Origin of the sequence: Lactobacillus helveticus, from assembly GCF_046109915.1 — a bacterium.
Classification (GTDB): domain Bacteria; phylum Bacillota; class Bacilli; order Lactobacillales; family Lactobacillaceae; genus Lactobacillus; species Lactobacillus helveticus.
On the sequence record NZ_CP151471.1, the window covers coordinates 1,126,164 to 1,149,057 of the forward strand.

Annotated in this window: 18 protein-coding genes, 1 pseudogene, 1 riboswitch and 1 other annotated feature (1 of these 21 running past the window's edge); of the genes and pseudogenes, 5 read left to right on the plus strand and 14 right to left on the minus strand. The window is 37.0% G+C overall.

All coding sequences use genetic code 11. The features are described 5' to 3' along the window. Positions 1-137, minus strand: a binding site (T-box leader) (it extends 109 nt beyond the left edge of the window). A 258-nt stretch (positions 138-395) separates the two neighbouring features. Next, positions 396-1,724: an RNA-guided endonuclease InsQ/TnpB family protein gene (locus AADV52_RS05740; protein WP_014919219.1), complete on the minus strand. Its 1,329-nt coding sequence runs from the start codon at positions 1,722-1,724 to the stop codon at positions 396-398. Between the two features lie 213 nt (positions 1,725-1,937). On the opposite strand from AADV52_RS05740, the gene udk reads away from it, so the two are divergent. Continuing rightward, positions 1,938-2,573 carry a uridine kinase gene (gene udk, locus AADV52_RS05745; RefSeq protein WP_407937383.1) on the plus strand — a complete coding sequence of 212 codons (636 nt, stop codon included), beginning with the start codon at positions 1,938-1,940 and terminating at the stop codon, positions 2,571-2,573. A 30-nt stretch (positions 2,574-2,603) separates the two neighbouring features. Here the strand turns inward: udk and AADV52_RS05750 are convergent, their stop codons facing one another. The 5 genes from AADV52_RS05750 to AADV52_RS05770 form a co-directional block, all read right to left on the minus strand. Then, positions 2,604-3,833, minus strand: coding sequence for an MFS transporter (locus AADV52_RS05750; protein WP_227028429.1), 1,230 nt, complete (start codon positions 3,831-3,833; stop codon positions 2,604-2,606). 257 nt (positions 3,834-4,090) lie between these two features. Then, positions 4,091-4,669 carry an ECF transporter S component gene (locus tag AADV52_RS05755; RefSeq protein WP_014919222.1) on the minus strand — a complete coding sequence of 193 codons (579 nt, stop codon included), beginning with the start codon at positions 4,667-4,669 and terminating at the stop codon, positions 4,091-4,093. A gap of 48 nt (positions 4,670-4,717) precedes the next feature. Beyond that, positions 4,718-4,808: riboswitch (TPP riboswitch) on the minus strand. A 28-nt stretch (positions 4,809-4,836) separates the two neighbouring features. Beyond that, positions 4,837-6,606 carry an ABC transporter ATP-binding protein gene (locus AADV52_RS05760; protein WP_014919223.1) on the minus strand — a complete coding sequence of 590 codons (1,770 nt, stop codon included), beginning with the start codon at positions 6,604-6,606 and terminating at the stop codon, positions 4,837-4,839. Next, positions 6,606-8,336, minus strand: coding sequence for an ABC transporter ATP-binding protein (locus AADV52_RS05765; protein WP_014919224.1), 1,731 nt, complete (start codon positions 8,334-8,336; stop codon positions 6,606-6,608). Before AADV52_RS05765 ends, AADV52_RS05760 begins: the two co-directional genes overlap by 1 nt. Further along, complete coding sequence (locus AADV52_RS05770) at positions 8,315-8,776, minus strand: MarR family winged helix-turn-helix transcriptional regulator (RefSeq protein ID WP_014919225.1); 462 nt, start codon at positions 8,774-8,776, stop codon at positions 8,315-8,317. Before AADV52_RS05770 ends, AADV52_RS05765 begins: the two co-directional genes overlap by 22 nt. A gap of 141 nt (positions 8,777-8,917) precedes the next feature. Between AADV52_RS05770 and AADV52_RS05775 the strand changes: the two genes are divergently transcribed. Further along, complete coding sequence (locus AADV52_RS05775; protein WP_014919226.1) at positions 8,918-9,736, plus strand: transporter substrate-binding domain-containing protein; 819 nt, start codon at positions 8,918-8,920, stop codon at positions 9,734-9,736. A 42-nt stretch (positions 9,737-9,778) separates the two neighbouring features. On the opposite strand, the gene AADV52_RS05780 is transcribed toward AADV52_RS05775, so the two are convergent. From AADV52_RS05780 to AADV52_RS05795, 4 genes and pseudogenes are all read right to left on the minus strand, one after another. After that, complete coding sequence (locus AADV52_RS05780) at positions 9,779-10,447, minus strand: type 1 glutamine amidotransferase (RefSeq protein WP_014919227.1); 669 nt, start codon at positions 10,445-10,447, stop codon at positions 9,779-9,781. Between the two features lie 12 nt (positions 10,448-10,459). Next, positions 10,460-11,251, minus strand: a pseudogene (locus AADV52_RS05785) (XRE family transcriptional regulator). 156 nt (positions 11,252-11,407) lie between these two features. After that, on the minus strand, positions 11,408-13,030 hold the full coding sequence (locus AADV52_RS05790; RefSeq protein WP_014919228.1) for an ABC-F family ATP-binding cassette domain-containing protein: 1,623 nt from the start codon (positions 13,028-13,030) through the stop codon (positions 11,408-11,410). Positions 13,031-13,133: 103 nt separating this feature from the next. Beyond that, positions 13,134-14,216: a M42 family metallopeptidase gene (locus AADV52_RS05795; RefSeq protein WP_014919229.1), complete on the minus strand. Its 1,083-nt coding sequence runs from the start codon at positions 14,214-14,216 to the stop codon at positions 13,134-13,136. Positions 14,217-14,342: 126 nt separating this feature from the next. Between AADV52_RS05795 and AADV52_RS05800 the strand changes: the two genes are divergently transcribed. Then, complete coding sequence (locus AADV52_RS05800; RefSeq protein ID WP_014919230.1) at positions 14,343-15,548, plus strand: multidrug efflux MFS transporter; 1,206 nt, start codon at positions 14,343-14,345, stop codon at positions 15,546-15,548. A 23-nt stretch (positions 15,549-15,571) separates the two neighbouring features. On the opposite strand, the gene AADV52_RS05805 is transcribed toward AADV52_RS05800, so the two are convergent. Further along, on the minus strand, positions 15,572-17,041 hold the full coding sequence (locus AADV52_RS05805) for an MFS transporter (protein ID WP_014919231.1): 1,470 nt from the start codon (positions 17,039-17,041) through the stop codon (positions 15,572-15,574). 291 nt (positions 17,042-17,332) lie between these two features. Here AADV52_RS05805 and pyrR point away from each other — a divergent pair, with 291 nt between their 5' ends. Next, positions 17,333-17,863 (plus strand): bifunctional pyr operon transcriptional regulator/uracil phosphoribosyltransferase PyrR, encoded by a 531-nt coding sequence (gene pyrR, locus AADV52_RS05810; RefSeq protein WP_014919232.1) that lies wholly within the window; start codon positions 17,333-17,335, stop codon positions 17,861-17,863. 12 nt (positions 17,864-17,875) lie between these two features. Beyond that, positions 17,876-19,204 (plus strand): solute carrier family 23 protein, encoded by a 1,329-nt coding sequence (locus AADV52_RS05815; protein ID WP_014919233.1) that lies wholly within the window; start codon positions 17,876-17,878, stop codon positions 19,202-19,204. 54 nt (positions 19,205-19,258) lie between these two features. Here the strand turns inward: AADV52_RS05815 and AADV52_RS05820 are convergent, their stop codons facing one another. The 3 genes from AADV52_RS05820 to AADV52_RS05830 all read right to left on the minus strand — a co-directional run bounded on the left by AADV52_RS05820 (position 19,259) and on the right by AADV52_RS05830 (position 22,711). After that, the gene (locus tag AADV52_RS05820; RefSeq protein ID WP_014919234.1) at positions 19,259-20,074 is read right to left on the minus strand and encodes an aldo/keto reductase; all 816 of its coding nucleotides are present in this window, start codon (positions 20,072-20,074) and stop codon (positions 19,259-19,261) included. Positions 20,075-20,128: 54 nt separating this feature from the next. Continuing rightward, entirely contained in the window at positions 20,129-21,352 is a 1,224-nt protein-coding gene (locus AADV52_RS05825; RefSeq protein WP_174225715.1) for an RNA-guided endonuclease TnpB family protein, read from the minus strand. 300 nt (positions 21,353-21,652) lie between these two features. Continuing rightward, positions 21,653-22,711, minus strand: a complete 1,059-nt coding sequence (locus tag AADV52_RS05830) for an SLAP domain-containing protein (protein ID WP_014919237.1) — start codon at positions 22,709-22,711, stop codon at positions 21,653-21,655. Positions 22,712-22,894: the final 183 nt, after the last annotated feature.

Sequence of the window (22,894 nt, forward strand, 5' to 3'; positions counted from 1 at the left end):
CTCACCCTACTTTAAGAATTATTATTTCGGTGAGCTGCTAAAAGTGTTTTTCAATAATCCAGGGTCTACTGATTTTTCACTGCCATCAGCTCACTGTAAAGAATAGATTATTTACTCGTCTTTTTCATAGCCTTTTAATTTATTGATATATATTTAACAGTATTTTTCATTAAAAAGCAAGGCAATTTTCTTACTTTTGCAAAGAAGTTTGATTGTCAACTACCCCAGAATAAATTCTGAAGCTTGGTGGCTCGTTAGCTTACGCTAAACCAGAACACCAACTTGCTTAGATACAGGCTGGACTTGTCACTAATAATCTTATGGCTATTATTGATAGAGGTCGCCTAATTACCAAAGCCTTTTTAGTCCGCGAGTTGCTAACGGACTTCCACTTTTTAAGCAGCTTGTTTTTTAGGATTCTGCCAACTGCCTAAGCCCTTTTCAAGAATATTTACCGCCGCATTCCAATCGCGAATATGATAGGTCTGACACATTGGGCAAGTCCATTCACGATCTTTTAACTTTAGCTTACGGCAGCCATTTTGTCCCATGATTGTACCACATTGATGGCATCTTTGCGTAGTGTATTTAGGGTCAATAGTGATGAACTCTTTATCATATAGCTTGGCTTTATATGCCAGCATGTTAAGAAAACGGCGCCAGCCCACATCAGAGATTGCTTGAGATAAGGCATGATTCTTAAGCAGGTTCTTGCTTCTTAGCTCCTCGGCAACTACCAAATCGTGGTTTTTGATTAATGCAGTTGAAAGGACTTGCAAGAAGTCTTCACGCTGTCTGCGAATCTTGGCGTGCAGTTTAGCAACTGCTAGTCGCTGTTTTTGATAATTCTTAGCTGTCCGCAAATTGTGCCCTTCTTGCTTAGCACGTCTTTGCCTACGAGAGAGGACGCGTTGGGCGTGAGCAAGCTTCTTTTTAGCTTGACGGTAAAAGCAGGGGTTGGCAACCATTGCCCCATTGGAATCAGTCAAGAAATTGTCTAAATTAAGATCAATCCCAATTTGACTCTGCGTTTTAGGCAATTTTTGAGCAAAGGCTATATCGCTGCCTAATTGCATTGACAAATAGAACTGGTCATCAGCAGTCTTTTTAATCGTAACTGTTCCGATTCTAGTTGGAACATGCTTAAGCAAACGATCCTTAATTAGTTTTCTCAAGCCAGCAATGCGAATAACGCCCAGCTTAGGCAATTTAACGTGCTTAGCATCAATAAACTTAGCTGTTCCGTTGTCCAAATAAGCTTCTTCCTGCTTAATGTATTGACAGTTGGTTTGATATGACCAATCGCTGCGTTTCTTGTGAAAGGTTGGAATTCCGTGCCCGATTTTACGATAGTTGTTCCAGGCCTTGCGATAGTTCTGAATAGCATTGGCCAGCGCTAGACTATCAATTTCTTTAACGCGTAAGAAGCTATAAGCATCGCGAATATTCTTGGGCTTAGCTAATAACTCGTCATTAGCGACTACTGTTTCTGCCAGCTTGGCTTCATAATCATTAAGAATAGGAAAAGCAAATGGCATTGCATTAATTTGTTTAACAGCTAGAAAACGACGAGCATGATAATTAGTCCGATTACGTCCTACATAAGAGTTATAGACAAAACGCTGGGCATCATAGTTCAGCTTGATTATTTTCTTTTGCTTGGAACTAGGATAAAAGCGCAATTTAATGCCAAAATGATAGGCTAAACTGCTCATGCGCTCCATGCTTTTCACCTCCTCGTTTTAATAATTATATTTTACCAAAGAGCCGAACATATGTCTCCATAAAAAAGCTGACCTGCCGGTCAACTAAGCCCTATCCATCCCCGCATTAAAATACGGGATTTTCGGGCGATTTTTATTAAAGCAAATTAGATCTGTTAATATTCGGAAAATAGCTTAAAATGTTTATTGATATATAGAAAAATAAAGGAGTTTATGATGGGAAAACTTGAAAAACCTGTTATTATCGGAATTGCTGGAGGATCAGGAAGTGGGAAAACAACTATCGCCCGCGAGATTGCTAACAACATTAACGAACATGATCGTATTATGATTATGACTCAGGATTCTTATTATAAGGATAATACTGGCGTACCAATGGAGAAGCGAATGAAGATCAACTACGATCATCCCGATGCATTTGATATGCCTCTTCTTGAAGCACAACTTAATCAATTACTTCATCGCAAGCCAATTGAAATGCCAACCTACGACTTCACTCAACACACGCGCAGTGATGAAACAATTCATGTTGAACCAGCTGACATCATTATTTTGGAAGGAATTTTAGTTCTCTTCAACGAAGATATTCGCAACTTGATGGATATTAAAGTCTACGTTGATACTGACGATGACATTCGCTTCATTCGTCGACTTGAACGTGATATGAAAGAACGTGGTCGTTCTCTTGATTCAGTTATTAACCAATACCTTGGTACAGTAAAACCAATGTACAATCAATTTATTGAGCCAACTAAGCGTTACGCTGACATTATTGTGCCAGAAGGTGGAGAAAATGATGTGGCAATCGACATGCTTACTACTAAGTTGCAATCAGTTTTAAACCAATAAAAAATGGGGTTCAGCCCCATTTTTTATTTTTCATTTAGATTCTTCAGATGCATGACTATCACGCAAAATCCGATTGTACTTTTTGGCAAATACAAGAATCAATACGATGCCTGACACAATATACAAGGCAGCTGCAATAATATAAGCATTCGCATAACCTTGTTGCGTCTTCAAAAGATAGAATTCAGTAAATAATCCATCGATGACGCCTACAACTGACAATGCTATTTCAATTACTGCACTGAAGGCAGGACGCATATCTTTATCTACTAAAATCATTTGTACTTCTTGTTGTACAGGCATCGATGCATTAGCAAGACCTGAACGGAAGAATAAGATTGTTCCTACTACTGCAAACAAAGCAGCACCAGTTCCAAGCATTTTTGCATTGGCCATCACTAACATTAACGGTGCACAAATGATTGTACTGATCGCAATTGTCATGATTGAGCCTAACTTCTTAGCCAAATAAGGTGCAAAGAAGTAACCTACGAAGATGGCAACGGTTTGCAAAGTATTGATAGTTGAAGTTATTCCCCGCGGAATATGCAAAATATTGTTCAAATAAATTGGTACATATTGGATAAATAAACCGGCACCTAATTGAACGGCACATAGATATAGTACCCAGACAACCGTTTTATAGTTAACAAGACGCTTGTAGGTTGCCATCTTTTCTTGCATTGTCTTTTTATCGCCCTTACTTTCAACCGAACGATAATCAATTGGCTTATCTTTAATAAATAAAACAAGAACAAAGGCAATAAAAATAATTATAGCTGTGATGATAATTACCCATTTATACGCATTAATATAATTTGAAAGCATTGCTCCCTTCATTGCATTTGAATCAGCTGACAGATTTGAAGCTATTTGATAACTAATCCCTTGCAATTTGCTAAAAATAAATACAACGGCTTTGCCGCCAATAAACATCATGATACTTTCAGCGATTAAGTTAACCACCATGACTACAGTGAACATCTTCGTTCTTATCTTGCTAGGCACATAGGAAGTCCACATCAGTGGATACATTAAGTCATAAACTCCGATTGCCGAAGAAGATACGACGAAAGATATCATAATTATTGGCTGGTTAGTGGTTAAGGTTGGTAAAACCATGAAAACAGCTGTCAGTGGTGGCAAAACCAACAAGATATTTCTATAACCATATTTGTGAACTGTCGCAATCATTAAAGACATCAAGATCGCCGTTGCGGCATTAAAAATATTAAATCCCGAAATTAAATGTGGTGCCACAATTTTATAGTAAGAAAGTGCTGCGTCATTGGTGATACCAGTAACTGCACCTAAAATACCATAAATCTATAAGTAGATGATGACATTTTTACGATAGCGCGGATTCCAATTCTTTATCGCTTCCGCTTCTTCTTTCTTTTCTTCGCTTGTTCGTCGAGTCAAAAAAATCCCTTCTTTTCATGAAAGCGTATACACATATCCATATTCATTTTAGCACTCAAACTATATTAATTCAGTATATACGTTTTAGATAAGACTTATTTTGTTATTGGTTTTAAGGCTTTATCGAACAAATTAGTGATTAATTTTACTAATACCCCATCAAAAAGAAGAGCTGAAATCATACTTGTAATGAACATTGCAACTTGCAAAGTTACGCTATAATGACTCCATCCAAATAAGAAGTATGAAGGAATAAAACCACCTAAATTAGCAAAGAAAGCCCCAGTTAAAACACTCTTCCAAGAAAATCTTTCATAACGTTCGTTTTTAGGGAAAAAGCCAACTTCATTTGCGGCCCCCTGAACCAAACCTTCAAAAATCGTCAATGCACCCCATTGTCCACCGATTGCCATCTCAACTGTTGCAGCTAACAATTCACCAATCGTACCTGAGCCTGGCGTAGGAACAAAATACATTGCAAGAGGTGCGGCCATGTACCAAAGACCTGTGAAAATATTATCCACAACTGGTGCATATCCTGTCGGTAAAAAACTAAGTTTGACTAAGTTATACACATTATTAAAGCCATAGGTGTAGAGAACTCCCATGATAATCCCGATCAGGGCAACTAAAATAATTGATTTAACATTCCTTTTTGATGAACGTGTAAACATAAAAAATACTCCTAACTAACTATCACAGTCAGTAGGAGCACAAAAATAATCTATCTCATCGCACTTTCCTTAACGCAAGTATTATCTTGTTCAGGTTCAAAGGGTATGTCTCAGCCTTTCAGCACCCCTAGTGACTTTTTTTATTTAACTAATCACAGCATACCACATTAATCGAATGCCATTTGATCAGTATAAAGTTTGTAATAAAAACCTTTTTCTTTTAATAATTCTTCATGGCTGCCAGACTCAATTACATTGCCGTCCTTTAGAACAACAATCTTATCAGAATTCAAGATAGTCTTTAATCGGTGAGCAATTACGAAACTAGTACGACCAGCAATTACTGCATCCATCGCCTTTTGAATCTTTTCCTCAGTTACCGTATCCACATTTGAGGTAGCCTCATCCAAAATCAAGAAATCTGGATTAGTTAAAATAGTTCTGGCTATTGAAATCAATTGTTTTTGTCCCGTCGAGAAAACAGAACTGGCATCATTCACCTGGGTTTCATAACCATCTGGCAAACTTTCAATAAATTCATGAATATCAGCTTGTTTTGCCGCACTAATTACTTCATCCATCGAAGCATTTGGCTTGCCGTAGCGAATATTGTCTGCAATCGTGCCAGTAAATAAAACAGAATCCTGCAACACGATACCAACGTTATTACGCAATGATTCAAGCTGAATATCACGCACATCGGTTCCATCAAATGTAATCTTACCGGAATTTACATCATAAAAACGATTAATCAGATTCATAATCGTGGTCTTACCTGATCCAGTTGGACCAACTACAGCTACGGACTGACCTTTATTTACTGAAATATTAATTCCATGCAAAATTTCTTTGTTTTCGTCATAACCAAAATGAACGTTCTCAAGCTTTACAGCCTTTTGTAAGCCATGGATTTTTTTGCCATTTGGCACTGCATCTTCGTCTTTTTGCTCTTCAACCGTTGCTAATCTTCTAGCACCTGTTAGTGCCAATTGAATCATTGAGTAAATAGAAGTGATTTGAGTTAATGGTTGGAAATAAGTTTGAGAATATTCAACGAAAGTTACAATTAAGCCCAAACCAATTGCTTGACTAACTTGACCTGAAATAATCATCCAGGCACCCATGGCAATTACAATGGCTAAGTTAAGCAAGTTTAGTCCGTTCATTAATGGGAAAAGAATACCTGAATAGAATTGTCCTTTAAACATAGCATTTCGAACTCGGTTGTTGTAGGTCTTGAAATTTTCCACAGATTCTTTTCTTAAGTCATTAGTAATAATGATCTTTTCACCATTGATCTGCTCAGTAATATATCCGTTCAAATCTCCGATCTCATCTTGTTGCTTATCAAGATAAATGCGAGCTTTTTTCATAATTAAGACACTGACAATCAAGATTAATGGTGTAGTAGCAATTGTCGTCCATGCCAATTGCTGGTTAACCATAAACATGATCACAATCGTACCGATGAACATTATTCCCTGAGAAATAATCTCAAAGATCGCGTTGTTCATTGCGTTAAAAATATTATCCAAGTCGGAAGTAAATAAGGAAAGCAACTTACCATCTTGGTGCGTGTCAAAGTAGCGCACTAACATGCGTTGAAACTTAGCAAATAAATTTTCACGCATATCGTTAGTTGAATCTGCATTAAACTTGGACATCACCATCCAAGCAATAAAAATTGCCACCTGACTTAATACGTAAAACAGCAGCATTGACCATAACGCACTATAAAAGGTGTTTAAGCTAGCCGTACCTTTCTTTAAGTCAGATAAATATTTCGTCAAATCAGTTACAGCACAACCTAAAAAAGTAGGAGCAATAACCTGGGCACCACTTGATAGCAAAGATAAGATAATCACAATAGCAATGCCCTTTTTATATGGCTTTAAATACTTAATAAAATAGCGAATAGCTTTTCTTGTATCACTCATTATTTGCCTCCTCTCTTGCCTTTTTGTGTCTTGAAAATTTCTTGGTAAACTGGCGAAGTTTTTAATAATTCTTCATGAGTACCTTGTGCAACCAGTTTTCCATCGTCTAAAACTAAAATTATATCTGCATGTACAACTGACACGATCTTTTGCGCAATAATAAACGTCGTTGTATCTGGCAATTCATGTTCTAACGCCTGTTGAACTTTCTTTTCAGATTCCGCATCAAGTGCAGAAGTAGAGTCATCTAAAATTAAAATCGGTGTTTTAGCAACCAAGCCACGTGCAATAGATAGACGCTGCTTTTGACCACCTGAGAAATTGGATGACCGCTCTTCTACTTCATGATCAAATGAATCGTTATAACGTTCAATAAATTCAGATGCTTGTGCCATATTAGCTGCTCTCTGCAATTCATGCAGCTTTGCCCTAGAGTTACCCTGACGCAAATTAGAAGCAATGGTGCCTGAAAACAGAATAGCACGTTGCAATACGAACGCCACGGTTTTACGCAAGGCTGTTTCATTAACATCCTTTAAATTATGACCACCAATCTTGATTTCACCTTTGGTTGGATCATAAAGACGAGCAATCAGTTGAGCCAAGGTTGATTTACCTGAGCCTGTGGCACCTACGATACCAACCATTTGACCTGGTTTGATTTTAAATGAAATATCTTTTAAGGTTTCATCATCGCCATCAGGATAAGTAAATGACACGTGATCAAATTCAACAGAGCCACCCAAAACATCAGTTGGAGCATTTTCATTAAATTTAACATCCGGCTCTGTATCAAGTATTTCTTTAATACGACCTAAGGAAATGTTACTTCTGGCGAATTGCATCATGGTCATTCCGGCGATCATAATAGTCCATAGCAAGGTTAATATATAGTTAACAAATGGACTAACAACTGCTACATCAGTAGGATGAGCCGCAATGCCTTGCCCAATCAGATAAACTACCAGCGTAATCACTAAATATGCAATAAGCTGAAAGGCCGGCATAATCGTTGAAAACCAATAACCAATCACGATGTTATAGTTATTCAAACGATCTGAAGTCTGATTAAATTTCTTAATTTCTTGTGGACCATGGTTGAAAGATTTCACTACACGAACGCCTTGTAAAGTTTCTTGTGCACGACCAGAAATTTTATCCATCGTCTTTTGAAATTTATCAAACAAGCTGTTCATTTGTTTTAAAACATAGATACCGAAGCCGATGATCAAGATCACCATTACTACAGTTGCCCACCAAAATCGTGGAATAATCACGATACAAAAAATAAAAGATCCTACAATTAAGATAGGCATTCTGAGCAATTGCATAAAAAGTTGCATCAACATGTTCATGATCTGATTCATGTCGTTGATCAACCGCGTAGTCAGTGAACCTGCAGAGAATTTTTCAATATTGCCGAAAGAGAAACTTTGAATCTTGGCATAAGTTTCTTCACGCAAGTCACTAGTTACGCCTTGGGCAATTCTAGCTGCATAATACACATTAAAAATACCCGAAATAATGGCAACGATTCCCAATACAACTAAAATAACGCCATCACGAGCAACGATGTCTTTTTGATCCAATATAATTGCTCGCTGAATATTTTCTAATAATTTTGGTTGATATACTGTTGCAAAAGCTGAAATAATAATTGCAATTAAAGCTGCAAAAATATCTTTCTTATAATGTTTAAAATGTGGTACTAAGATTTTGAATGCTTGCATTCCTTGCTCCTTTCTTCATTTAAAAAATCCCAGAAAGTATTGCTCCATTCTGTTAATAAATCCGTTAAAAGCTGCATCTTTTCAGAGCCAAGTTTTTGAGCGGTCTGCTCTTCCAATCTAAATAATGATTGCATCTTTTGCTTAGCATATTTATTTCCAGCAGCAGTTAACTCACAAAAGCGCACTCGCTTATCATGAGGATCAACGCTCATAGCAAGATAACCTGAATCATGCAATATCTTTATTCCCTTATTAATGGATTGTTTGGGCAGATCAGTTAATCCAACCAACTGTTTTTGCGTTAACTTTTTACGTAATAATAATTCATACAAAATTACCGATAAATAATCTGATAGTTCATGGTCTTGATCCCACTGTTGATAAGCTCTATTACTATGGACTATGGCCATATTTAATTTTTCTGATTCACTTATTTTCATTGTTTCACCCACTTATTTAGTCTCTACACGTACTAATAATATTAGTACATATATGGACTATCGTCAAGAAGATAAGTTTTCATTTTTTTAGAAGAAATTGGTATAATGAAGAATTAGTATAGAAGGTTAGGGAGTGACACCATGAAAAAGAGATTTTTTCTTTCAACTTTACTAATTGGAATAGCGCTTTTTACACTATCAGCTTGCTCACAGAATAAAAGGCAAAATGTTTATCAAACAGTAAAATCTACCAAAACTATTAATTGGGGTGTTAAGGCTGATACCCCACTGTTTGGCTCAATGAACATTAAAACTGGAAAAATCAACGGTTTTGAAATCGATCTTGCTAAAGCACTAACCAAGGAAATGCTAGGTAAAAATGCCAAGGCTAATTTTGTTACTACAACGGCAAACACCAAAATTCAATTATTAAAAAATAGAAACGTAGATGCAGTAATTGCCGCAATGACTATTACACCTGAACGTGAAAAACAAGTTGACTTCAGTAAGCCTTACTTCCCTGCTGGGCAATCAATCATGGTTGCTAAAAATAGCAAAATTAAGAATGTTAAGGACTTAAACAATAAAAAGGTTTTGGTTGTAAAAGGAACGACTGCCGCTGATGCAGTTAAAAAGTTCGCTCCAAAAGCAGAAATTCTACAATTCGATGATTACGGTCAAGCTTTTGCCGCTTTAAAAGCTGGTCAAGGTGATGCTTTTGTAACTGATAACGGTATTTTAGTTGGTATTTTACGTGATAGTTCTGGTTACAAATTAGTCGGTGGCAACTTTACCAATCAACCATACGGGATTGCAGTCAATAAGGGCCAAACCGAAATGGACAAGCAGATCAATTTAGCATTAACTAAACTAGAAAAAGATGGTACTTACAATCGGTTGCTTAAGAAATGGTTCGGTAATATTCCAGGTTTCAACGTTAAAACAGCTGAGAAATATTAAATCAAAAAAGAGATTAGCTACATAAACATAGCTAATCTCTTTTTATTTGGTAATGTAATCTAACAAGACAAACATCACATCTTTATTCTCTTTGGGCACGCCGTGAGCAATAATTTCTTGCGGAGTTTGATGCAAATCATTATTTTCTAAAGCATATGCGCCATCGTTGATGGCAATCTCGCGCACATTGTCTTCTTTAGGTTCAAAATGAAATTGCAGACCAATTACATTATTTCCCAGTAAATATCCTTGATTCTTTACTAAATCACTTGAAAACAATAATTTAGCATCTTCTGGGATTTCACTCATTTGTTGATGCCAATGAAGTGCAGTTAATTTTTCAGGAATATTTTCAATCGTATGATCCTGTAAATATACTGGCGCCCAACCTACTTCTTTAGCTGGTGCATCTAATACTTCATAACCTAATGTCTTAGCAATTTGCTGACTGCCAAAACAAATACCTAAAATCGGTTTGTTAGCTTTCAGCATTTGCTTAATTAATACTCGTTCGTTCTTTATCCAGTCTAATTTATCATTTGGACTATTAGGACTTCCTAAAATCACTAATAAGTCAGTTTCATCTATAGTTGGTAAAATACCAAAATCTGTTGGATGATAAACAAACATTTCATGATTATGCTCATGACACCAATCTTGAATCGAACCTGGTCCCTCATTTGGTGCATGCTGCAATACATTAACACGCATTTTTTACTTCCTTTAATGTTGATTATCCACAGTATAAAAAGCTCGCCAAATTTCTTCCATTCGAGCTAAGCGATGCCAATCAGCTTGTTGACACAACTTATATAGTTCATAAACAGGATCATAATCAATTTCATCTTTCTTATTTTCTTTCAAATAAGCCATCACAGTCTTGATTAGCATGAATCTGAATTTTTCTATTTCATTCCGATTAAAATATTTTTCATAATATTTAGTAATTAACCGCTCAATCGTAGAATTTGAGGCTTTCTTCAAAGTGGCAGGATTTTCACGGTAATCAGATAAGATCTCTTCAGAAATTCCTGTTTCTTTGCTCAACTGTGAAATTTTTACATCATCATCAATTACAACTTGCTTAGCTTTTTCTACATCTGTTAAAAGATGTGGCATAACTATATGAGGAGGCATCTGTCGTTTATTCAACTCATTAATTATGTTCATAGCTGCTTGTTGCATTTGCTCAATCGCGATATCTTGATCAAGATTACTATCCTTAATGTGCCCCACAACAAAAGTATGATCGGATACTTCGTATTTTTTAGTGACAGGATTAAAATAATCTCCTATGACATTATTTTACTACAACTTCTTTGTACCTGCATGATCATAATTAAAAGGTATATTGTCCAACTTACCTGTCACAGAAGAAAATGGCAAGTTATCCATCGTAAAGACCTGAACGTAAACATCATATTCTACTTTATTATCTGTATCAGAAAAATGCTTATCGTACATTCTTACTTCACGATCTTGAATAAAATCTTCAAAAATAATCTGCTCTTTCATTAACAACTTTCCCTATTCCCAATATAATATAATTATTATATTAATATTATAAACAAAGAACCATTCTTATAAAGACAACTTTTTTAATTTTATTTTACTTTTCACTTGTATTTTTAACACAAAAAAAGGATTCATTTCATATGAATCCTCTTAATTTTAATATATTTTTTCAACTTGATCTTGAATGCTCTCTTTATCCAAGAATTCATCATAAGTAGTATCTTGTCTGCTGACAATGCCCTTTGGTCCAACTTCGATAATATGGTTGGCAATTGTTTGAATAAATTCATGGTCATGAGAAGTAAACAAGATTGAACCAGGATATGCTACCAAAGCATCATTTAAAGCGGTAATTGATTCCAAATCCAAGTGGTTAGTTGGATCATCCATGATTAATACGTTAGCTGGTTCAAGCATCATGCGAGATAATTGACAGCGCACCTTTTCCCCACCAGATAAGACTTTAATCTTCTTTTCAATTTCTTCACCACTGAAAAGCATTCTACCTAGAAAACCACGCAAGAAGGTATTATCATCTTGTTCCTTAGTAGCGTATTGTCTTAACCAATCTAAAATGGTTAGATCATCATTATTAAAGTTTGCATTTAAGTCACGAGACATGTAGTTAAATGCTGTGGTTTGTCCCCAGGTAACGGTACCAGTGTTTGGCTTAATCTTACCAGCAATAATATCAAGCAAGGCAGTGGCTGCTAAAGCATTGCGGGATAAAAAGGCTACCTTGTCTCCTGGACGAACAATAAATGAAACATTATCTAAAATCTTTTCACCATCAACTGAATATGAAACATTCTCTACCTTAACTAAGTCATTACCAAGATCACGATGCGTTTCAAACTTAACAAATGGGTACTTTCTTGATGATGGCTTAATATCATCTAAAGTAATTTTATCAAGTTGTTTCTTACGAGACGTTGCCTGACGAGACTTAGATGCATTAGCTGAGAAGCGTGCAATAAATTCTTGCAACTGCTTAATCTTTTCTTCCTTCTTAGCATTTTGGTTGGCAGCGAGTTCATTAGCCAACTTGCTTGATTCATACCAGAAGTCATAGTTACCAACATAAAGTTGAATCTTACCACGATCCACGTCACACATTTCGGTACATACCTGATTTAAGAAGTGACGGTCGTGAGAAACCACGATCACAATATTTGGATAATCAGCTAAAAAGTTTTCTAACCATTCAACGGTGTGAACATCAAGACCGTTAGTCGGTTCGTCAAGTAAAAGAATATCTGGATTGCCAAATAAAGCTTGAGCTAAAAGGGCCTTAACCTTCTCTGATTCAGGCAATTCCTTCATCAGCATTTGGTGTTCACTTTCAGGAATATCTAGCGATTGCAATAACTTAGAAGCATCGGCTTCAGCATTCCAACCATCCAGTTCCGCAAACTTGCTTTCAAGTTCTGCTGCCTTAACACCATCCTCATCACCAAAATCTGGCTTGGCATAGAGCGCATCTTTTTCCTTCATTACTTGGTAAAGTTCTTTATGTCCTTGAATAACCGTATCCATAACGGTGAAATCCTCAAAAGCAAAGTGATCCTGGTTAAGACTAGACATTCTTTCATTCGGATCAATGCTAATTGAGCCAGTGGTTGGTTCAAGCTTGCCTTCAAGCAATTTAAGAAAAGTAGATTTACCGGCACCGTTTGCACCAATAACGCCGTAACAATTACCTGGGGTAAATTTTAAGTTAACATCTTCATAAAGCGTACGGCCGCCAAATTTAAGACTTAAGTCGGATACTGTAATCAATCGTTATACCTCACTATTATTAATTTAAAAAATCAAAATTATGTATCAGTATATCAAAAAAAGCAGATCCAAATGAAGTAAGAATCTGCTTTTTAACTTTTAATTAAAACTTTTTAAAGCTATCTAATTTTTCCTGGGTAATATCACGAATAATTGCAGTAGCTAAATCGACTGATGCTTTGAAATCTTTATAGCTACTGAAACAATATGGCGAATGTTCATAACGAACTGGAATACCAATAACAATTGTTGGAGCACCATTTTCATAGTAGATTGCAGCACCATCTTGACCGCCACCAGTTCTAACTGAACGAGTATATGGAATATTGTTTTTATCAGCTAAATCACAAGCATATTGTTGAAACTTAGGATTTGGTAAAAAAGTAGTATCCATATCACGAAGCATTGGACCACGCTTTAAACCAGTTTGTGACAGCCAATCTGGAGTAAAGGTATCATCAGCTGGACAGCTTTCAAGTACTAAGCAAAGATCAGGCTTAACTTTTCTAGCCGTTACGTAAGCACCACGAAGTCCAACTTCTTCTTGACTGGAAAGTGCCGCAACCACATCAAAATTGGTCTCTTCGCCTTTCAAATTATCAAGCACATCAATCATGGCACCAGCACCAAAGCGGTCGTCAAAGTCTTTACCAAAGAAAAGGCCTGATTTTTCATGGTATTCGCATTTTACATCGACAAAAATTGGACATCCCGTATCGATCTTGTAGTCTTTAATAGTTTCTTCTCTGCTTGAAGAACCAACATCGATTGACATATCTACAACATCTGGTACATTGCTGCGTTCTGCAGCCGTCATGAAGTGAGGCGGCTTAGTTGCAACTACACCAGGAATATATTCGCCATCACGGTTTCTAACTTTAACCTTTAAAGCGGGAATATTATATTTAACCCAACCGCCAAGTGGAACAAATTTGATTAATCCATTTGGACGAACGGCTTGAGTGATAAAGCCTACCGCATCAGAGTGAGCATCAAGCTGAATGACTGGACGATCACCCTTGTTTTCTTTTTTAGACGCATAAACATTGAGCATCCCATCGACCTCAATATTAGCGGTCTTTTCTGCATAATTAGTAAAAAGCTTAACGAATTCTTCCTCAAAGCCAGAGGTACTGTTGACATCAGAGAATTCCTTTAACATTTGAATTTCTTGTTCTTTTTGCATAATTTTCTCCTTAACAATTAGGAATAACATTAACTTTAATCATAATGTTCCACGCTAATCTTGTCTATTTTCAAAAATATTAAAAAATCTTTGCTAAAATTAATATGTTTAGTAAGGAATGATAGCATGAAAGAAAAACCAATTTGGAAAAAGAACTTATTTGTTTTATCAATCGCGGTCTTTATTGCAGGTATTGCCTTTTCAGAAGTCATGCCATTTTTGCCGCTATATATTGACACACTAGGCAAATTTAGCCATCAACAATTAAACTTTTGGTCTGGCTTTATCTATTCTGGAACCTATCTAGTTTCAGCACTTATTTCACCATGGTGGGGCAAGCTTGCCGATAAAAAAGGACGTAAACCAATGACCTTGCGAGCATCCTTAGGAATGGCAATCGTTATTGGCTGCATGGGATTAGTTACTAACGTTTACCAATTATTCATTTTAAGAATGCTGCAAGGGGTATTTGCAGGATTTGTGTCTAATTCTAACGCATTGATTGCAACAGAAACTCCCAAAGAAAAATCTGGTCAAACTCTTGGAACAATGGCATCAAGCTTTACTGCTGGTAACTTGCTTGGACCATTTATTGGTGGTGCTTTAGCATCAATTTTTTCCTATCGGGTAACTTTCTTTATCACTGGTGGATTATTACTTATTTCATTCTTTTTATCACTCTTCTTTGTTCACGAAACGGACTTCAAACCAGTGACAGAAAAGAAGCTCGACAAAGCCAGTGGTATTATCAAAGAATTACGCAGTCCGCAACTGATTTTTGGACTATTGCTTACTACCTTAATCATTCAAGCTGCAAATAATTCGATTAACCCAATTGTATCTTTGTACGTTAAGCAATTAATGGCTAATCACGGCAACGTTGTCTTTATCTCAGGGGTTATAGCAGCACTCCCTGGTATTGCAACGTTCCTTGCTGCCTCCAGGTTTGGTGCACTTGGTGACAGAATTGGAACTCACAAAATTATTGTGGGTGGTTTTATCGGAGCTACGATTCTATTCTTCTTAACAGCGTTTGTTCAAAATACTGTGGAGCTTGGAATCTTACGCTTCTTAGTCGGTTTCACTGATGCCTGCCTGTTCCCACAAGTTCAGACTCTTCTTACCAAAAATACCCCAGCTAAAATTACTGGCCGGATCTTTTCTTGGAACCAGTCCGCGATGTATGTCGGCAACATTTTTGGACCACTATTAGGTTCAACTATTTCAGGTTTAACTAGCTATAGCATGGTTTTCATTGTCACCGCCATCATCGTGGTCTTCAACCTGATTCTATTTAAATTCAACGTGATCAACAATTTAAGACAAAAATAAAAGCTTGAGTTTCCTCAAGCTTTTTATTCTGCCATTATTTTTGCTTCATGACGGTTATAAAGATAATTGACTACATATGCGGCTACCAATAAAACTAACGAAACAATCATAATTTCTCTAATTCCGCCATAGAAAATCTTTCTCATTGTAGGCAATAGTTGAACTGGTAAGCTCTTAGCTGATTCGGCATCACTCAGCTTGTTCATCATCGTCATCGTAATGCCTGGATGACCAGCAATTCCGCGCCCTAATGCTAAGTTCATGATTACCCCATAAATAGCAGCCATAATGGTCTGCGCAAGAATTCTAATCAAGAAACTCAGTGAGGTGGCTGGAGCCATATCTTTTTCACTAGCATCAACCTGTACTTTAATTTGCAAGATGACGAAGATTGAACCAACGCTAAAACCAGAAAAAGCAGCAATCAAGGCTAAAATCTGATATGGCGTACTAATTGGAGCAAGGATCAAACCAACTGCAGTGATTGCCATAATAGTCAGATTCGCAATCAGCAAGCGATAGTTATTTACATGTCTTAAGAAATATGGTGCAGTCTGAGAACCAACAATCTCTACAATCGAGTTAGGAATTAAAGTCATCCCACCGACCAAAGCCGATGCACCTAAAATTGCCTGTGCCCACATAGGCAAATATGTATTGACTGCAATATATGAACCCCAAGCTAAGGCAAAAATCAAGAAGTCTCCTACTAAAGCCTTATTGGTAAATACACTTAGTGGCACTACTGGACTTTTAGCTTTTCGTTCTGCACGAATAAAGACTACTAATAGCAAAATACCGAGAATAATAAAGCCTAAAACCACTGGCAGACTAACCATTCCTAGTAGTTGTATACCAATTAAGAATGAAGTTAATCCTGCAATTAAAGTGAAAGCACCCAACTTATCAAATTGCGTATTTTTATTAGGCTTACGAATACCTTTATAATAAACAAAACTCAGGATAATTGCGATCAATCCTAATGGGACATTGATATAAAAGACCCAGTGCCAAGACAGGGTATCAACGATCCAACCACCAACTAGTGGTCCTGCAATACTAGCGGCACTAAAACTTGCAAGAATATAACCCAAAATTACAGTTCTTCTTTTAATATTAGGATAAATATAGCCCACGATAACATAAGGCAGTGAACCCATACCGCCGGCTCCGACACCCATTAAAATTCGAGCAATCAAAAAGAAATAGATATCTGGAGCAATTCCTTCAAGAAGGGAACCCAAAATAAACAAAGCCAATGAAAGCTCAAAGGCAAATTTATTACCCATTCTCTCGCCTAGCTTACCCCAAATAGGAACTGAAACTGACATCCCCAATAAAAAGCAAGCCACAATCCAGCCCATATACTGAATACCATGCAAATCAGATACAATCGCTGGGATGGTAGTATTAATAATCGTTGCATCAAGCCCGGACATAATATTAGCGAGCAGCAGTGCAAGCGTCACCATGAAAAGCTGTTTTTTATTCATCCAACTATCCTCGTCTCTTCCCTTAATATACGTAATCACATACTATTAACTTATATAGTAATTGTCAAAATAAAAATGATTTTCATCATTTTACTTTAATGATCTTGACAAAAAATGGCTTTGCTAGTTTAATATAAGAAAAAATAGTGATGACCTTTAAAGTTAGTCCCGTGAGGCTAAGAAGGAAATCTGCATTAACTAGGATTTTTTGTGCTAGTAATAACAGAAAGACCATCTTTGACTCCGTGTTCAGGTGGTCTTTTTTCCTTTGGTCATCTAGAAAGGATTTATATGGCAAAAGAAATTATCGATGCGATCGGCATGAAGCGAGCATTGATGCGTATGACTTACGAAATTGTCGAACGCAATAAAGGAACAGAGAATTTAGTTCTAGTTGGAATTAAAACGCGTGGCCTTTATTTAGCACAAAGAATAGCTGCAAATTTAAAGAAGCTCGAAGACGTTGAAATTACTGTAGGAGCAATTGATGTTTCGCAATATCGTGACGATTTACCTGAGTCTAAAAAAGAAAAAATGATTCATGATCAACAGTTAGATTTTGACATTACCGATAAAAATGTAGTTTTAGTCGATGATGTCCTTTTCACAGGCAGAACCATTAGAGCAGCTCTTGATGCATTAATGGATCAAGGTCGTCCTGCCAAAATTAATCTAGCTGTTTTGGTAGATCGCGGTCACCGTGAATTACCGATCAGACCTGATTTCATTGGTAAAAATATTCCTACTGCAATGAATGAAGAAGTTAAGGTCTCAATGACTGAAGTCGATGACAAAGACAGCATTGAGCTAATTAACAAATAGGAGTTTGAATGAATGAGTAAAAAAGAGAATTTTAGAAATCCGGATGCGATTTTAGACGTCTACGAAAAACCGAAGTTTGGTCAGGGCGTGCTCTTGTCCCTGCAGCACATGTTTGCCATGTTCGGTTCAACTGTATTAGTACCAATTTTGATTGGGATCAATCCAAGTATCGCCTTGCTTTCTTCAGGGATTGGTACTTTAGTCCACATGATCTTGACTCACTTCAAGATTCCAGCATACTTAGGTTCAAGTTTTGCCTTCGTTGCTACTATGCAAGCCTTGATGAAGGCTGACGGTTATCCTGCCGTTGCTCAAGGTGCGATTGCTTCTGGTTTAGTTTATGTAATCGTTGCTTTGATCATTGCTAAAGTTGGTTCTGGCTGGGTTAACAAGGTCTTGCCACCAATTGTCGTTGGTCCAATTATCATTGTTATCGGTTTGTCACTTGCAACTACTGCCGCAAACGATGCGATGATGAACAACCAAAAGTATGATTTAACTTACTTCGGTGTTGCCATTTTCACATTGGTGATGACCTTGGTCTTCCAAATGTGCTTCAAAGGCTTCACTAGTTTAGTTTCAATCATGCTCGGTATCATCTGTGGTTATGTTTTAGCCTGCTTCTTAGGCATTGTCGACTTTTCAGGAGTTGAAAAAGCTGCTTGGTTCTCTATTCCTTCACTTGATGTGATGGGTATTAGCTACCACTTTAAATGGTATCCAGCTGCAATTTTAGCCATGGCACCAATTGCCTTCGTTACGATGACGGAACACATGGGACACATTATGGTGCTTAATTCATTGACTAAGCGTAACTTCTTCAAGAATCCTGGTTTGCACAGAACCATGATGGGTGACGGTATTTCCACAATTATTGCCGGTTTCATCGGTGGTCCTCCTACCACTTCTTACGGCGAAAATATCGGTGTGTTAGCCATGACTAAGGTTCACTCAGTTTGGGTCCTTGCTGGTGCCGCAGTTTGTGCAATCATCTTCAGTTTTGTTGGTAAGCTTGCTGCCTTGATTGAATCAATTCCAATGCCAGTAATCGGGGGAATTTCGTTCTTGCTCTTTGGTACAATTGCTTCTAACGGTTTGAAGATCTTGGTAGACGACAAGGTTGACTTTGGTGAAAAGCGTAACATGTTGATTACTTCAGTCATCCTGGTTATCGGTATCGGTGGTGCTTACCTCCAACTCGGCAACTTCCAATTAACTTCAGTTGCTCTTTCAACTATCATTGGTATGATTTTGAACTGGGTATTGCCTAAGCAAGCTGCTAGTGAAAAAGCTTTGGCTGAAAAGAACAAGGAAAAACAAGAAGGCAAAATTTATCAATAGAATTAATTAAGCATATTCAAAATAGGAGTTCCAAGTGGAGCTCCTATTTTTTCTTTATCTAAAACTTTCTGCAATTTCTGGATCCATCTCATCTTCTAGAATACTGCGACCTTGATCCAGCGTCTTTATCTTCTCCATATCCGTTTTATCCAATTCAAAGTCAAAGATATCAAAGTTTTGTGCCAATCTCTCTTTATGCACTGATTTAGGAATCACCACATAATTTCTTTGTAAAAACCATCTAAGCATCACTTGTGCCGTAGTCTTATGATGCTTTTCAGCAATTTCTTCCAAAACAGGGTTGGTGAAAATATGATCGGCACCCTCAGCAAATGGTGCCCACGCTTCAGGCTGCACGCCTTCTTTTTCCATATACTTCTGTGATTTCCATTCTTGGTTCCAGACATTGGTTTCAATTTGATTTACCGCTGGTTTCACATCATTAAAGGTGATTAAATCAGCTAGACGTTCGTTCCAAAAGCTGCTGACGCCGATTGCGCGGATGCGGCCTTCTTTGTATAAACGCTCCATTGCACGCCAAGTGCCATAATAATCGTTATATGGCTTATGAATCAGATATAGATCAAGATAATCGAGCTGCAATTTTTTCATTGTCTCGTCAAAGGCCTTGAGCGTTGCATCGTAGCCGTAATCATCGACCCAGATTTTAGAAGTGACGAAAATATCCTCTCGAGGAATGTTGCTGTGTCTAATTGCATCCCCCACAGCTTGTTCATTGCCGTACACTTGCGCGGTATCGACTAGACGATAGCCTACTTCAAGTCCATCTTCTACGACTTGTTGTGTTTGAGCTAGGTCATTAATTTGATGAACTACACCGGCACTGAAGTGCCGGGTTTCTGGGAACACTGAGTAGTGTTTAGGATCTTACATTGAACTAGTCAAATACCTAACTCACAGAACTCAGCTTGTTACCATGGCCAGTCCCTGACCAGTTGGCGTTGCTTTATGCAGGATATTAACTGCCGCATTAATATCTCGATCATGCTTAGTTTGACACTTAGAACAAGTCCATTCACGAATTTCTAATGGCTTAGCGCCACTATTATAGCCACATTTTGAACAAATTCTGGAAGTATTCTTAGGATCAACTGCAATTAGCTTTTTTCCATACCATTCGCATTTGTATTCTAGCATTTGTCTAAACATCCGCCATGAAGCATTTGCAATCGATTTAGCTAAGTGATGATTTTTCTGAAGATTCTTGGTTTTCAAATCTTCAATCGCAATTACATCATATTGCTTAACTAAATACGTAGTTAGTTTATGCAGATAATCTCTGCGCTGATTAGCTATTTTTGCTTGGTATCTGGCAATTGACTTTTGCGCTTTTTGCCAATTAGTGAAACTCTCTAAGCTTCTAGGACAAAGAACTTTTTTATTCCTGTCTTGTAAAACTAGTAATTTAGCTAAATGTCTGCGACGAGCACATTTTCTTTGCCAGACTTTGGCTTTCTTTTCAAAATAAGAACTGTCAAAACTAGGATATTTTAGCCCATTAGACAGAATTGCTAAATCAGCTACGCCAACATCAATTCCAACCTGTTTGCCAGTTAAGCTGTACTTCTCTGGTTCAGATATTTCTACCTGTAGAGACAAATAATATTTTCCTGTTGGTTCAAGTACGACCGTATAACGCTTAATCTTAACGTCTTGCAAAACTCCAATTTTGCTTGTTTTAATATAGCCTAATTTAGGAATCTTCAAGTATCTTTTACCTGCAGTTTTTATGATTGACTTGCCCGTATAAGACTTTTTCAGATACTTGCGTGAATGAAAACGAGGCTTGCCAATTTGACCAGTTTTATCTTGAAAGAAGTTCTTCCATGACTGAGTTAGGAATTCATTAACTACCTGCAAGCTTGAAGAATCGCTGTTTTTCAAAAAAGGATATTCTTTTTTTAGCGGCTTAAGCAGATAATTCAGCTTGAACTTGCCTAAAAAAGGCAAATCTTTATTATTCTGATAGCGCTCATTCATCATGGCCAGCATTTGATTCCAAACAAAGCGATCATTGCCAAACATCTGCTCAAGCTGGTTTTGTTGTGTTCTATTAGGATAGAGTCTTAATTTGATCCCTTTTAGCACATTTGTTTCCTCCTTTCTTTTTAAGATTATATCAAACATATGTTTAAGAAAGAAGGGGGGGAACAAGCAAAAAAACTAAAAAAGGCCGGATTCATCACGGGATTGAAATCCCGTGTTTTCTCCGGCAATTAATCAATAAACGCCAAAGCCAAGCCGCGGCATTTTTACGCCATTGTTTAAAGTTACATATTTTTCCATAATGTTATTCCTTTAGTTAAAAACTATTTTGTAATCATTCTAACATGGGTAATTAATATCATTGATGAAATAGTACTTTACAGATCAGAAAAAAAGACGATCATTTCGATCGTCTTCTTTTCTATTCAATTTTGCGTGAGCCTATTTAAAGTTCACTACTTTGACGTAGCGTTTGTTGGTTGACGTTGCGCCTTCAATCCGGTAGTAGCGCTTGCCGTTTTTGAACTTGTAAGAGCCACCATATGTGGTAATGGTATAGCCCTTTCTCAGCAAAGTTCTATCTGCACGACGTTTACTGGTTGCATAAATATAAGCGTTACGAGTTAAAGTTCTCTTAGTGCCGTCAATATTACCGACTTTAATGTAATCGCCCGTACCTTGAACGTTGTAGTACATTGACCCCTTAATATTCTTCTTAACAGCACTCAAAGTCAATTGACGGTATGCATAATACTTCTTGCCTGTCGAATGACCATCTGAATTATATGCAATAGCTGTATGCATTAAAGTCTTGGTCACTGTCTTGGCTTGACCATCCTCATTTGTTGCAGATTCTGGATAAGTTCCATCAACAGACTTAGTTTCAATAAACAAATCTGAATCTGGGCCATTCAATCTAGTATATGAAATACCATTAATTTCTACAGTGCCAAAAGTTGCAACGGTTGTACCACCATCTAAAACGTATGAACCATAAGAATTATGAATCACCTTACCATCACGAATAGTATAAAGGGTTACATTGCCTCTCACTTGTGGTTTAGCTACTGCATAAGTTGCATTAGCACCTTGATTACCTACGATAACTTGAAAAGTTAAAGCAGTAGATTTTCCCGCTTTATTTGTAGCTAAAACTCTAACAGGATATTTTCCAGCAATATTAGTATACAAATCACCCGTGTAAACTACGATATTTACTTTTGAATTATCTGTACTTGATTCGGTAGCAGAAAATGCATTTTTAACATCTTGAATAAAAGTACTACTTCCCTTTAAAGGAACTCGGCTAAATGAAGAGTTTGCGATTGCCGCAGTAATATCTTGATTACTGTCATACTTTTTGCCGTTATAAGTAATTACTGGATTCTCAGCATTACTATTGAGAGTTGTAGTAGTTGACGTAGTATCAGCTGCATGGACTACCGCTGGGCTTACAACTGGAGCCACTGCAAGGAGGGCTGCTGCAGCTAAGCTAATCATTTTTATTTTCCTGGTCATTTTATTTACTCACTTTCTATATTTTAATAAAGAAAACTGATACGTACAATGTTTGCTCTTATCAAACATGATCAATTATATGATTACAACGTAGCCACACATAACCAAAGACTTTAGTTGAAATCAAATGATCAACTTCAGTATAACAACCTATGAAAAAACTAC

Bases quoted from the DNA above. Each gene is read 5' to 3' on its own strand.
- AADV52_RS05740 (WP_014919219.1), bottom strand. From the start codon at position 1,724: ATGGAGCGCATGAGCAGTTTAGCCTATCATTTTGGCATTAAATTGCGC.
- udk (WP_407937383.1), top strand. From the start codon at position 1,938: ATGATGGGAAAACTTGAAAAACCTGTTATTATCGGAATTGCTGGAGGA.
- AADV52_RS05755 (WP_014919222.1), bottom strand. From the start codon at position 4,669: ATGTTTACACGTTCATCAAAAAGGAATGTTAAATCAATTATTTTAGTT.
- AADV52_RS05760 (WP_014919223.1), bottom strand. From the start codon at position 6,606: ATGAGTGATACAAGAAAAGCTATTCGCTATTTTATTAAGTATTTAAAG.
- AADV52_RS05765 (WP_014919224.1), bottom strand. From the start codon at position 8,336: ATGCAAGCATTCAAAATCTTAGTACCACATTTTAAACATTATAAGAAA.
- AADV52_RS05770 (WP_014919225.1), bottom strand. From the start codon at position 8,776: ATGAAAATAAGTGAATCAGAAAAATTAAATATGGCCATAGTCCATAGT.
- AADV52_RS05775 (WP_014919226.1), top strand. From the start codon at position 8,918: ATGAAAAAGAGATTTTTTCTTTCAACTTTACTAATTGGAATAGCGCTT.
- AADV52_RS05780 (WP_014919227.1), bottom strand. From the start codon at position 10,447: ATGCGTGTTAATGTATTGCAGCATGCACCAAATGAGGGACCAGGTTCG.
- AADV52_RS05795 (WP_014919229.1), bottom strand. From the start codon at position 14,216: ATGCAAAAAGAACAAGAAATTCAAATGTTAAAGGAATTCTCTGATGTC.
- AADV52_RS05800 (WP_014919230.1), top strand. From the start codon at position 14,343: ATGAAAGAAAAACCAATTTGGAAAAAGAACTTATTTGTTTTATCAATC.
- AADV52_RS05805 (WP_014919231.1), bottom strand. From the start codon at position 17,041: ATGAATAAAAAACAGCTTTTCATGGTGACGCTTGCACTGCTGCTCGCT.
- pyrR (WP_014919232.1), top strand. From the start codon at position 17,333: ATGGCAAAAGAAATTATCGATGCGATCGGCATGAAGCGAGCATTGATG.
- AADV52_RS05815 (WP_014919233.1), top strand. From the start codon at position 17,876: ATGAGTAAAAAAGAGAATTTTAGAAATCCGGATGCGATTTTAGACGTC.
- AADV52_RS05825 (WP_174225715.1), bottom strand. From the start codon at position 21,352: ATGTTTGATATAATCTTAAAAAGAAAGGAGGAAACAAATGTGCTAAAA.
- AADV52_RS05830 (WP_014919237.1), bottom strand. From the start codon at position 22,711: ATGATTAGCTTAGCTGCAGCAGCCCTCCTTGCAGTGGCTCCAGTTGTA.